Below are 11,826 nucleotides of genomic sequence, written 5' to 3'. Positions count from 1 at the left end.
ACAAGTTCGTCATCACGTGCCGTTCAGAAGCCCTTCACGCTGCAAAAGAGCCAATTCCTTCAAGCGCAATACATCCGACTGCCTGTGTCTTTGCGCCTGCTCCGCCCTCAGATCTGTCAGTTCTGTTGAGGCAAGAAAATCACCCGCCAGTTCCTGAAGGGCCGGAATGCGGGTACTGGCGTCGACCAGTACTTCGATGATCGCGCAGATCGCCATGACCTGATCCGCCGTGCCGCGCAGGCGAATATGGTTATGCGCGATTGCTTCCGAGATTTCCATGTGACCAAGCAGCAATGCGCCCACAGTCTTCCGATCAGTTACCCCATATGGCGGCGTCAGCCTCGCGCCTGTTTTGAGGCGTGTCACACGCAGGCCTTTTTGGCCAAATAGGACAGTGACACGTTCATTATCCAACATAATTCGGGAAACTTCCGAACCGGCCAGATTCTGAACACCCAATGCAGAATGCGGCTCCGCCCGCTCAAGCCCGGCAAATAGGGCCGCGATCCAATCGCGAAGATGGCGCGGCTCAGGTGACATATTCGAAAACCCCCAGACCCGTCGTCTTAATCGATTTCTGGTCGATCACACAGGAGAGTTTGCAACGACCGGCAACCTCGTTGATGAAGCCCATGCCAGGGCGCATCGGCTCCGCCAGGAGTAGCTGCGCCGCACCATCCGTCTCAAACACCAATTCAAAGCGCGCATTTGGATTATCTCCCCTTAAAACCAGCTGTCGTGGAAGATCGGACAGTCGCCGATCCGGATGGATCGCTGCAAGCACACCCGGCAATCTGCGACTTGCAACAATTGGTTCCATCTCCAGAGATATTTCGATCTGATCGGGAGTAAATCCAATAACCCGCTTGCCATATACCAGAAAGACTTGGGGGGGTTGTTTGACGAAATGCTGTTTGTCGGTACCGCGCGCCACAACCACCGTGATGTCCTGATCAAGTGCAAATGCGCCCCATTCCCAGGCAACATCTTCACCCCAAAACCAGCGCCCCCAGTTGTGATCATGGTAGGCGCGCGCACCGTCCAAAGACAGCTCTTGCCCGTCGATACGCAGGTAACCGGAGACAGACATCACCGGAACAGCGCTCCAGCCGATCCATCCGCTGCCGAACTTGGCGGTAAGATCAAGCGCTCCGGCGGGCAACAACGGCTGCGCAACAATCTCGACCTCGAACCCATCATCGGGACGCTGCACCCGGGTATGCAATGCGGTGCCGTCTCGGGAGACCGCCAAGGAAATAGATTTCAAAAAAACCGATTGAAGACTGACGCTGCTATCGGACATCGAAGTGATTTCAATTCCGCCTGTCCAAACTCCCTGAACATCACAGGCCAGCGCCGTGCCGACGACACGTGTCCGCCTGTCCCAGGGCGGGCCATGCAGCGATAGGTTGATAAGAACGACATGACCGCTCTCGGGCACAAAAATGTTCAGATGGAACCAGTCTTTGTAGGCTTCTGCTGTGGGGTCGCTGGTCACAGGTGGGCGCAGCGCATCGAAAGCTGTCACCGCAAAATGGGTCCGCTGTGAACCGCGTCACCGGGTTCGACTGCGTCGATATCCGGTGCCAAGCGCGCCATCGCCTCAACCGATTGGACAATCTCGCGAGAGTGTATCCAAAGGCCCATCAGAGTATCGATGAAGTTGATGTTTGCAGGCACATTGCCCGATTGGCGCACCTTGTTTTCGAGCGGGGCAGGGACGTTCTCAATGGTTTCAGCCAGGTCATCCGCCAACAGCAACGCCAGATCGTTGCGAATGTGGTCAAGAACCGGTGCTGCGGGCATGCCTTCGGTCCAGCCCGTGACACGCAAAGCATTCCAAAGCAGGTCGCCGTTTTCCTTGATGGCACTTGCTTCCAGCGCGCGTCTTATGCGGGCGCCTTCGGCGGTCTTGGATATCTCGCGACCCGCCTCGGCGAGCCCCGCAAGCGTGGAGCCTATAACACTCACACCCGAAGTATAATGCAAGGTAATCAAGCGGCTTGCGAGGGAGGCAAACAGGCTGGCAGTCGTACGTCCGGCGTCTTCGGGAGGATCGATTAATCGAATGCTTGCGGTATCTGGCATGATCTTTTCCTCAGGATGCAGCGGGGGTTTTACCGGTTTTGCGGCGTGTTTGTTTTCGGGCAGAGGCTTTGGCGGCCGTGGCTTTCACCTTGGTCCGGCGTGCGGCCGGTGCCGCGACCGTTACTTCCAAAGGAACGACACCCTCGGAACAACCGTAGATCAGCACAGCACCGCGATATACACCAAGCGGCATCTCTTTTGGCGCTGAAAGTGACAACGTGAAATCGAGTGTTTCATCCGTTGCAAGCAACGCCGTCGGCGGGGAGAATGCCGTTTGGGCAAACCAGGTTGCGCCCACATCAGATACAAGCGGCGTGATCATCGGGGTGATCATCGAGTGTACGCGCTGTCGGTTTTCGACATTGATTTTGGCAGAAGATTTGCCTCCCGGTGCCATGGAGAGTTCAACAGTGTGGCCATCCACCTGCTGCACAACAGTGCCGGGCGTCACGGGACCAACGATACCCTGCAACTGCCGCAGATAGTTCATCGTCGCCTGACTCAGGCTTTGCTGAAAAGAGCTTTGAAGTTTGACAAGCTCCTCAAACGGACTGGACGGGATGTTCCCGTGGTCATGGTCATGTGGCATCTGATCTCCCCCTCATTTCAATCTTGCAATGACGTATTTGAGCACCTCGCGCAGGAAGCGGCGGTGACGGGTTTCGGGCATGAAGCTCAAGCCTTCCGCTTCGAATGCCAGCGCACGGGAAATGAAGCTCTGCGCGATGGTGCGCCCATGATCAATCGATCCTGCTTCGTGCATGGCCTGCAATAACCAACGCACTTCATCCGGTTCTTTTTCGGCGCGTGGTAAGGTCAGAAGCTTGATGGCGCGGGCGCGTTGCCGTTTCGGGGCGGTGCGCAGGAAATGCAGCAACATCACGGTGCGCTTGCCTTCGAAAAGATCGCCGCTGATCTCTTTGCCATAGAGGACTTCGTCCGCAGTCAGGTTCAGCAGATCGTCCTGCACCTGAAACCCGATACCTGCCAGATATCCAAGTTCCATCACATCAATCAGCGCCTCTTCAAGCTGTGCGACCATCGAAGGCCCTGACCCGGCCACAACACCCAGCCGCAGAGGCGCGATCATTGTGTACCAGCAGGTCTTTTTGTAAGCCATGCGCAGGTAGTCGTCGGTGTCGAGGTCAAAACGTGCGTTATGTATCCAGTCAAGCTCGATGGCCTGACCCTCGACGGATTCCCGGCTTAGCCGCTCAAAATCCTTGAGAATCCGCATCGCCTTGCGGACACCCAATCGTTCGACATTGTCCAACAGCAAAGACAGACAAAATACAAATGTGGCATCACCGGTATTGATGGCGATCGGAACGCCGTGGCGGCGAAACAAGGTCTCGTCACCGCGTCGGAAGTCCGAATTATCCTCAATGTCATCGTGGACAAGCGCACCGTTGTGAAACAATTCGATTGCGGTCGCCGTGTTTTCAGCCTGCGTTTCGGTACCGCCCATCCCCTGACAAGCCGCATAAACAAGGGCAGGGCGCAGTCCCTTGCCGACCCGGAATGGATAATCACTAATCTGATCGTAAAGCACATCCATCCCCGTTTCGCGTCGAGCGTTGAAAAATCGCGTCATCGAGGCTTCGGTCCTGTTACGGGCGGTTTTCAATGCCTCTTCGATCAGGCTGCGGTCGTAATCAGACCCGTTCAAAGTGGCTTCTGTGCACAGGCAATGCCGAACCCGGGTACCAAATCTATCCAGCCGGTATTCGTAAAACCCGCAGCCTCAAAAAGCGCCATAAATTGTTCTGGTGTGTGAAACCCGATCCAGCCGGGGTCGGCCCATAGCGCGAGCGAAGAGGACCGTTTCACAAACCATTCGGGCCCTGCATCGATTACCGTGTAATAGCCACCGGGCCGCAAGGACCGAAAAATCTCCCGCGTTGCCGCCGGGGGATCGGGATAGTGATGATGTGCCAGACAGGAATAGACCAAATCAAACTGATCGGTGAAAACCTCTGGCAAATCCCCCACATCGGATTGGAAAAAGGCCGTATTATCGAAAGCCTTGGCGCGCGCCGATTTGTGACCGGCGTTGACCATGCCAGCCGCCAGGTCAATTCCGACCACCTCGCCATCCGGCACCAGTTGCGACAGTCGACAAAGCTCGCGACCCGCCCCGCATCCCGCGTCCAGCAAACGGAAATCCGGCCGGATATAGGCCGATAGTTCCTGCACCGCTGCGTTCATGATCGGCGTCGAAAACGGCCGCACATAGGCGTCGTAAATCTCCCCCATGCGATCAAATTCAGAAACCAATGCGTCATTTTCTGTCGCACGCCCCAAAAGCACGGGGCGTGGATATGTCTTGCAAAAATGCTGACCCAATCCATTGCGCTCGAGAGGGGTCGGGAGGGTTCCTTCGGTCGTGCGCTCAATCAGCCCCGCCTGACGCCCTTGCTCATAAGGTTTCATTACAAAGGCAGAGTAAAGGTGCATGGCTTGCACCAGAACACCTTCGGCCATGATGCCGCCGGGCGCGCTCACGGGTTTTTCCGGGCGGCTGATTTGCGCTTGGGTTTGGAAACGGCCGGGTCCGGGGGCAGGCGGCGCAGCACAACGGGTATCTCACGATCGCCGAAGTGCGGCACGCTGACTGTTCCGTGCAAATCGGTTTCCACCGGCATCTTGCCAGACGGTTTAGCCTTAAGCGTAAAGATTGCATCTTGACCCGCTGCCACCATGCGTCCGGCGGGTTCTGCGATCACGCCTGCCTTTTTCAGGTTTTCAGATACCTCAGGGTCGGCTGCAACCTCCTGACCCGTGGTATTGGTCACAGCAAAGCTTGCGGAGGCCTGCTTACCAGCAGGAGCGGCCAGAACCAAAGGGGGAATAGCCGGGGCTGCGGCCTTGGGCGCGGGTTTGTTGACGGGTACGTCCGGGGCTGAGCCCTCATCCGCCAGCTTGCGCAAGGCAACGAGGTAGTCGCGCGTCACATCGAACAATCCGCCATAATACTGCATATTCAGGCGCAGGGCCTGACGCGCTAATCCTTTGAATTGTGAATTCAGCATTTCCTATCCAACCGTATCCTTCGCGCCGGGAACCGGTCGGGCTGTTTTACCGAAACAGGGCCTTACACAGTAAAAATGATCGTACCAGTGATGCACATAGTCAGGTTGGTCAAATACATCGACATGATGACAGCAAGCGCGTTCCGATTTGCCCACGTCAATTGTCCAACGCAGGAAATGGCTGTTACATCCCATCACCCAGATCAGAGCTTCGAGCTCGGCGCAATGAACCGTATCATCAAGCGCGGCATCAAAACGTGCAGTCACAGTGCGGCGTTCTTTAGGGCCCAGGGAGAAGCTGTTGGGCGTAAGTGATACTCTTCCAGCATCCGGGCCAGCAGCGACGATCGTGAAGTTCCGCGCCCGGTAATCGGTGTTGGTGATCCGAATTTCCATCGTGCCCGAACTGCCTTTGCAGAGATCACAATGATATTCACCCAGATCATGAGGCATCCAGCAAGGTTCCGGTATCTCGCAACTGCCCGGACCAACATTTTGTGACAGTCCAGACAAAAACCTGCGCGCACTGTCGGCAAGACTGTCTACAATATCACCGCTCAAATCCAGTTGTCGTGACAGGACGTCTGACATGGCGTCCATAGTTTGCCGCACATCAGTCGCAGCCGATTTGCGTTTTGTCATCGCTGTTCCCCTTTCTTGATCGGAGCGCTGAGCGTCAGGCGCATCACGAGCCGCAGGCGGTCCATAACAAAGGTTGCATGAAACCGGCGTCCTGCACCGATTTGGGTTTTCTCATTTTGTGGTTCTGGCAGGGAAAACTCCCCGATCAGATCGCGCTTATCACCAGGTTTCAGGGGTGATTTCACCTTGTCGATCAGGCGCAAACGTACAAGCCCAAGATGTGATCGGCGCAACCCGTCTATGAATTCGCCAAATACCTCAAGCGGCGCTTCGGTGGCCGAGCCATAGGCCGCTGAGAACGCCCCTGCCAACCCGTCAGAAGCAAATAGTCCGGCGATGCCCCCAGCTGGCAATGCCATATCCGTATTTCCGAGGTTCGCAACTTTCAGATCAACGCGGATCTTGTCACCCGGACGGCCGGTGATCTCAACCGAGGAGGGCAACAACCGCAGACGCTTTTTGGGTGCCACCACGATGGATACCGGAATGTCCCCGCCTTCCGTTGCAAGCACCGCCTTATGAGTTCCCGGCGGGGCATCGAGCCCGATCCGGGTCGAAATGCGCGTTTTTCCTTTTCGCGGCAGTAAGCGTGCTTTCACCTCCGCGCCCACCGCTTTCTTCATATCGCCACTGAGTTTCAACACAGCGGATTGTGCTCGCTCGACCGAGAAAGAAGCAATGCCTTGCCCTTGATCGAGGTGGATGCTCTCTTTGAGATCAGCCATCTTCTTCTACGAGTTCAATGCGGTTGATGTTCCCCCGGATGGAATCGTTGGTGCTGAAACTGTTCTGAGGACCGCACAACTCACAGGGATTGGCCTTGTAATCCTCCGTTATGACTTGCGCTTCGCCACAAAGGTTGATTGACAGCAATTCATTACCGAGAAGAGACAGACCCACTTTGAAATTCGCCGGGAGATGCGCCCGGATCGCCGGTATCTCTTTCACCCGCAGCGAAAAGTCGATCGGATCGACGCCAAGCTGCACTTTCGGCAATTCAGTGATACCAAGCTTGATTTCTGGCAACTCGCGAACCCGCAGCGAAATTTCCGGTATTTCACGAATTCTCAGATCAGTATCCATCGACAGATCGCCGTCGATGGATGTGCCACCGCGCAAGGTCAGATCAATTGTATAGTCGTCGGGAACGTCTACGCCCATATCATTCTCCTTCGTCAGAGTGGGCCGATTGTTCGCGTATAGGTTAACAGAAATTATGGATTCTGCGAAGGTCGAATCCTGGAACGCCCGAGCGCTCGGCGCATTCACGAGACGTGACCGCCGTGGCAAGTGTCAAATTTCAGCGTTTCACAAGTTCAATTGTGTGGGTTTCGATGCAAGCAATTCTGCAAGGAAACAGCTTGATCAACCGTCAGGCCAATCGCTTCTTTGGCCAGCAACGCGCCGTTCTCCGAGCAATGCAGTTGAAGTTGATGACTGTCGATCATTTCGGGCCTGTCCGTTCGCGCCCTGAACCCAGTGCCAAGAACCGTGTAGTCGCCCAGATCATTTGGCGACGATAAAAAGCCTTGCGCCAAGATACGCCGAACCGGGCGATCAAAGAGACCTGAAACGATCCGGGTGGCGACCAATTGCTCTCCTACAGGCTGCCCAAAAACCTGAACAGCATCGAACTGCAAATACGTTTGGGTGCCTACGCTTGAAATACTTGTTCCGCCAATCCGGTCGGCTGTTTTGTTGGCCAACGTACCGAAAATCTGCGCCTCTGCCTGGGGCGGAATGGCTTTGAGACCCGTGGCGAAGACCTCGTCTTTTCGCCAGAAACCACTTACAGCGACCCAATCTCCGGATGTCAGATCAAGCTGAGGGAGTTCCGCGACATTGATCGAAGTTCCCATGATCGAGAGGTTATTATCCGAGACCGTCGCCACCGGCCCGATGATGGCAAAGAGCTGTCGCGCATCTTCGACCTGAACGCCCGTATCACGCGTTGCGAGACCTACGGCAACGATATCGCCGGAAGAGAGCTCCGTTGCGCGGAGCGGACCCAATGGAGAGCGCACGACGAGATCTTGTGGGAATGTCAGGTTCTGTCCCGCAACATCGATTTCCTGCGCCACGTTCAGAACGCCAATAAGGCCGGTGCCGGTCAGGCCTCCTTCTCGTGGCTCCTCGGCATTTGACAAGCTTCCAAAGAGGTTGATCGCAACCGTCAGGATCAGGATGATAGAGGGAGTTTGAAACGTCATATTGGTTAATCTTCTTTTGGCGGATCGGCGGTGGGCGCGATGAATATTCCGGTGACAAATCGCCCTCTTGCGGGCTCTTCCGCTCTGTCATCCTGTTGCTGCAGCTCGTGGGCAAGAGAATTGAGTTCGTCCAGAAACTCGCGTGCGCGCTTTCTGGCGGCGTCTTCTAGGATGTTTATCGACTTATCGGAGAGGTGAGAATACCGCAGTACCTGGTCGAAATGTCGCCGGCTTTCCAGGCGATCGGTTGCATTCTCCACCGCCACACGGAGGTGGTCAGAGAGTGTCGCCTCCAGCGCTGCGAGGGTCTGCGTCTGGAATTTTGGAACGTATGTGGTGGTCAAAAGCTCAAGCTTCCTGTCGGGCTTTTCCTCCACCAAACGTTGGGTTTTCATTTCCGCCAAAACAGTTGCCGGGGGCAGGTCAACCTTGCTTGATCGTACCAATGCATCGAACCCCTGCTCTCCCTGTCGGGTCAGCAGCCCAGGCACACCGGTATCGCTGCCAAACGGTGGGGTAAACGCCCAATGTGTTTGTACGATCGCAATAGGGCTGACCCTGGCGATGTTACCTGCGGATTCGGGATTTGAGGCGCGCAACCGGCGTACGTCTTTCCGATGAACCCCAGTTTTGAGCGCAATATGGCTGTCGGTAGCCGCCCCATTACTCAGAACGTCCTGAACCATCGCGGCTTTCATCAGCTCGACTGCGTCTTGTATCGAAAACCCATGACTTATCATGAGCTTGGCGACAGGGCGAAGCAGTACAGACAGCGTTTTCTTTAAAAGTCTGGCCGGTTCTTCCGACAAATTATCATCCTCTAACAAGCTCCACACATAGGCGAAAACTAGCCCGTTTTAAGGTTTTTCACCACAGTGTGATTTGCAATGGGAATTTTTCCCACAAATTATTACAGCCGTAAAACAGGACACGAGTACCCAATGCTGACACAGAGAATTGCCCCCCGCGACACGACCGATTGTGACCCTTTTCGCCCCGAAAATTCTCTGCCCAGAGGCGTTCCGGAAAACTGGTTTACGGAATTTGGCTGGGGACCAGATACCCCACCGCGGCACAGCACGATTGCGGTCGCGATTGAACGAATGATCCGTCTCTATCCGAACCAGATCGCAGTCAGAGCCAACGGGGCGCAATTGACTTATGCGCAGCTGGGTCGTGCTGCGGACCAGCTGGCACACCATTTGCATTCCCACGGGGTGGTGCGGGGCGATGTGGTTGGGATTTTCCTCAAACGTTCCATCCCGATGGTGGTCGGCATTCTTGCTGCGATGAAGCTTGGCGCGGCCTACGCACCGCAACATATCGGGGTCGCTACCGACAGTGCCTTGCGGCATATTGCAAAAGTCACCAACATCACGGTCATTTTGACGCTGAGCGAACTACGGGATCAGGTTCCTGTCTCCGCCGGTCAAATTTTGATCGCGATTGATGAGACCATGGAAGACAACGGGCTGGTTAAGGCACCCGTCATCAGTCCGGTAACGCCAGATGATAACTGCATGGTTCTGTTCACCTCTGGCACAACCGGTACGCCCAATGGCGTGCAGATCACCCATCGAAATCTGGCGAATATCCTTTTGACCAGCCCCGGAGACATGGGAATTGGGCCCGGCCAGAGCGTTGGGCAAATCCTTTCCATCGCCTTCGATATGGCTGCCTGGGAGATTCTCGGATGCCTTGCCAACGGCGGTACACTGGTGATCCGTGGCAGCGATATCCAGGCGACCGCAGAGCAAGTGGATGTGCTGATTGCTACGCCCTCCATCCTTGCAACTATCGACGCCTCACGCTGTCAACAGGTGAAGAGGGTGGCCGTTGCAGGAGAACCATGCCCTCGCCCTCTGGCAGATACCTGGGGATCATTCTGCCACTTTTACAATTCTTGCGGTCCGACCGAGACAACGATCATAAACACCGCCATCCGGCACCGTCCCGAAAAGCACGACCTGACAATCGGCAAGCCAACTCCCAACAACACCGTTTATATTCTCGATGACGCGCTGAAGGCGCTACCGTTCGGCGAGAAGGGGGAGATGTGGGCCGGGGGTGATTGTGTCACGGCGGGCTATATTGCCAATCCCGAACTCAACGCCGATCGCTACCGCCCGGATCCTTTTCGCCCTGGCCACAAAATGTTTCGCACCCGTGATCTGGGGCGATGGACAGAAACAGGCGAATTACGCCATTGCGGGCGGGTTGATGATTTGGTGAAAATCCGCGGTTTCCGGGTTGAACTGGACGGGGTGAGCCGCGCGTTGGAGGCGACGCCTGACTGCGCCCAAGCGGTGACGCTTAAATATGATGACCGCACGCTTGTGTCATTTGTCAGCCCAATCTGCACCAATCCGCATGAAGCCGCAGAGGTCGTGGCAACCATGTTGCCCTACTATTGCGTGCCGGCGCTTGTCATCCCGCTGGACGATCTTCCAAAAACTGCGCGTGGCAAACTGGATAAACGCCTGTTGCTTGAGATGGCGCGCACCGAATTGGCGGCATCAAAGGCGGAAGCAGCGCAATGAGTGACCAGATCAGTACCCGGGAATTTCGACAGGGATTTAACCTGCGCAGATTCACACGACATCCCGCGTTGATTGAGTACAGGCGTCTGGCCGCAATTGTTGCGATTGCGAACCTGTGGCTTTTTGTGCAAGGCGTGGCCGAGGGATGGTGGGGGAGTTTTGCAGCTTTCGATCTGGCTGCCATCGCGAAGATTGCGCTGCTGAACTTTTCGCTTGGCATCCTGATCCGTCAGCAAAGGGTGGTGAATTTGCTTTTTTGGGCAGCGACGCGCGTTCCGGTCACTTGGCCTTTGCAGCTGCGCTGGCTGGCGGGCAAGGTTTTTCACTTTGGCGGATTACATTCCGGCGGAACGGTTGCGGGATCGATCTGGTTCATCTTTCTGGTCTTCGCCATGCTCTCGAATTGGCGGGCGAGTGACCCCCATACTTCGCTGACAACCATAGGCCTGAGCGGCGCGATGGTCGCTTTGATGGTCGCCATGACCCTCACCGCCATCGGACCGCTACGCGCCAGATTTCACAACCGGTTCGAGCTGGTGCACAGGTTTGCGGGCTGGACACTTCTGGCGCTGTTCTGGGGGCAAAGTGCAGCCCTTCATCTGGACGCAGGCAATCCGTTTGTCGGTTCCTTTTCGTTCTGGATGCTCAGTCTTCTGACCCTTTCCATCCTCTCACCCTGGCTCACGCTCAAGAAAGTGCCGATCGAGGTCGTCAAACCCAGCAACCACGCGGTGTCGATCCGGTTCGACTACGGTGACACGCCTTTTCCCGGCTCGTCCAATGCGATCAGCGTCAACCCCCTGCGGGAGTGGCATTCTTTTGCAAACATTCCGACACCAGGAGAAAGTGGATACCGTCTTGTGGTCAGCCGTGCCGGAGATTGGACAGGACGCTTCATCGACAATCCCCCCTCTCATGTCTGGGTCAAAGGGATTACGACCTCGGGCGTTGCGCGTGTTGAAGTCTTGTTCAGGAAAGTCGTCTACGTCGGGACCGGCAGCGGGATTGGTCCCATCTTGCCGCATCTGCTGGCCCATGATGTACCCAACTATCTGATCTGGTCCACAAGATCACCACGCGCAACCTACGGAGACGCGCTGGTCGATGAGATCGAGGCAAACACCGACGATCCGCTGATCTGGGATACCGACACACGCGGGAAACCGGATTTGTCGCAACTGGCTCTTGAAGCGGTCAGAAAAACTGGAGCGGAGGCGGTGATCGTCATCTCGAACCAAAAACTCACGCAACGGGTGATCTACGATATGGAGAGCGAAGGCATCCCTGCCTTTGGCGCAATCTGGGACAGCTGAC

At 55.9% G+C, this 11,826-nt stretch carries 14 protein-coding genes; 2 read left to right on the top strand and 12 right to left on the bottom strand.

Features of this window, described 5'->3' with window-relative positions; genetic code table 11:
* Nucleotides 1–12: 12 nt before the first annotated feature.
* The 12 genes from Q0802_RS12675 to Q0802_RS12620 all read right to left on the bottom strand — a co-directional run bounded on the left by Q0802_RS12675 (nt 13) and on the right by Q0802_RS12620 (nt 8,808).
* Nucleotides 13–540: a hypothetical protein gene (locus tag Q0802_RS12675; RefSeq protein ID WP_298918700.1), complete on the bottom strand. Its 528-nt coding sequence runs from the start codon at nt 538–540 to the stop codon at nt 13–15.
* Nucleotides 530–1,528 carry a hypothetical protein gene (locus tag Q0802_RS12670; protein WP_298918697.1) on the bottom strand — a complete coding sequence of 333 codons (999 nt, stop codon included), beginning with the start codon at nt 1,526–1,528 and terminating at the stop codon, nt 530–532. Before Q0802_RS12670 ends, Q0802_RS12675 begins: the two co-directional genes overlap by 11 nt.
* Nucleotides 1,525–2,088: a hypothetical protein gene (locus Q0802_RS12665; protein WP_298918695.1), complete on the bottom strand. Its 564-nt coding sequence runs from the start codon at nt 2,086–2,088 to the stop codon at nt 1,525–1,527. Before Q0802_RS12665 ends, Q0802_RS12670 begins: the two co-directional genes overlap by 4 nt.
* A gap of 10 nt (nt 2,089–2,098) precedes the next feature.
* On the bottom strand, nt 2,099–2,677 hold the full coding sequence (locus tag Q0802_RS12660) for a hypothetical protein (protein ID WP_298918692.1): 579 nt from the start codon (nt 2,675–2,677) through the stop codon (nt 2,099–2,101).
* Between the two features lie 12 nt (nt 2,678–2,689).
* A complete protein-coding gene (locus Q0802_RS12655) occupies nt 2,690–3,757 on the bottom strand; it encodes a polyprenyl synthetase family protein (protein WP_298918689.1) in 1,068 nt (355 codons plus the stop codon).
* The gene (locus Q0802_RS12650) at nt 3,754–4,593 is read right to left on the bottom strand and encodes a class I SAM-dependent methyltransferase (protein WP_298918686.1); all 840 of its coding nucleotides are present in this window, start codon (nt 4,591–4,593) and stop codon (nt 3,754–3,756) included. Before Q0802_RS12650 ends, Q0802_RS12655 begins: the two co-directional genes overlap by 4 nt.
* Entirely contained in the window at nt 4,590–5,120 is a 531-nt protein-coding gene (locus Q0802_RS12645) for a hypothetical protein (protein ID WP_298918683.1), read from the bottom strand. Before Q0802_RS12645 ends, Q0802_RS12650 begins: the two co-directional genes overlap by 4 nt.
* Nucleotides 5,121–5,123: 3 nt before the next feature.
* Nucleotides 5,124–5,762, bottom strand: a complete 639-nt coding sequence (locus Q0802_RS12640) for a hypothetical protein (RefSeq protein ID WP_298918680.1) — start codon at nt 5,760–5,762, stop codon at nt 5,124–5,126.
* The gene (locus tag Q0802_RS12635; RefSeq protein WP_298918677.1) at nt 5,759–6,487 is read right to left on the bottom strand and encodes a hypothetical protein; all 729 of its coding nucleotides are present in this window, start codon (nt 6,485–6,487) and stop codon (nt 5,759–5,761) included. Before Q0802_RS12635 ends, Q0802_RS12640 begins: the two co-directional genes overlap by 4 nt.
* Nucleotides 6,480–6,923 (bottom strand): hypothetical protein, encoded by a 444-nt coding sequence (locus Q0802_RS12630; RefSeq protein ID WP_298918675.1) that lies wholly within the window; start codon nt 6,921–6,923, stop codon nt 6,480–6,482. The genes Q0802_RS12635 and Q0802_RS12630 overlap by 8 nt, the downstream gene beginning before the upstream one ends.
* Before the next feature lie 155 nt (nt 6,924–7,078).
* Complete coding sequence (locus tag Q0802_RS12625) at nt 7,079–7,972, bottom strand: hypothetical protein (protein ID WP_298918672.1); 894 nt, start codon at nt 7,970–7,972, stop codon at nt 7,079–7,081.
* Nucleotides 7,973–7,977: 5 nt separating this feature from the next.
* Nucleotides 7,978–8,808 carry a DUF6502 family protein gene (locus tag Q0802_RS12620; protein ID WP_298918669.1) on the bottom strand — a complete coding sequence of 277 codons (831 nt, stop codon included), beginning with the start codon at nt 8,806–8,808 and terminating at the stop codon, nt 7,978–7,980.
* A 105-nt stretch (nt 8,809–8,913) separates the two neighbouring features.
* Between Q0802_RS12620 and Q0802_RS12615 the strand changes: the two genes are divergently transcribed.
* The gene (locus Q0802_RS12615) at nt 8,914–10,512 is read left to right on the top strand and encodes an AMP-binding protein (protein ID WP_298918666.1); all 1,599 of its coding nucleotides are present in this window, start codon (nt 8,914–8,916) and stop codon (nt 10,510–10,512) included.
* Entirely contained in the window at nt 10,509–11,825 is a 1,317-nt protein-coding gene (locus tag Q0802_RS12610; RefSeq protein WP_298918664.1) for a hypothetical protein, read from the top strand. The genes Q0802_RS12615 and Q0802_RS12610 overlap by 4 nt, the downstream gene beginning before the upstream one ends.
* Nucleotide 11,826: the final 1 nt, after the last annotated feature.

The organism is uncultured Roseobacter sp. (assembly GCF_947495275.1).
Classification (GTDB): Bacteria; Pseudomonadota; Alphaproteobacteria; order Rhodobacterales; family Rhodobacteraceae; genus Roseobacter.
The sequence above is the reverse complement of the archived record's forward strand: the minus strand, read 5'-3'. Positions and strand labels throughout refer to the sequence as shown.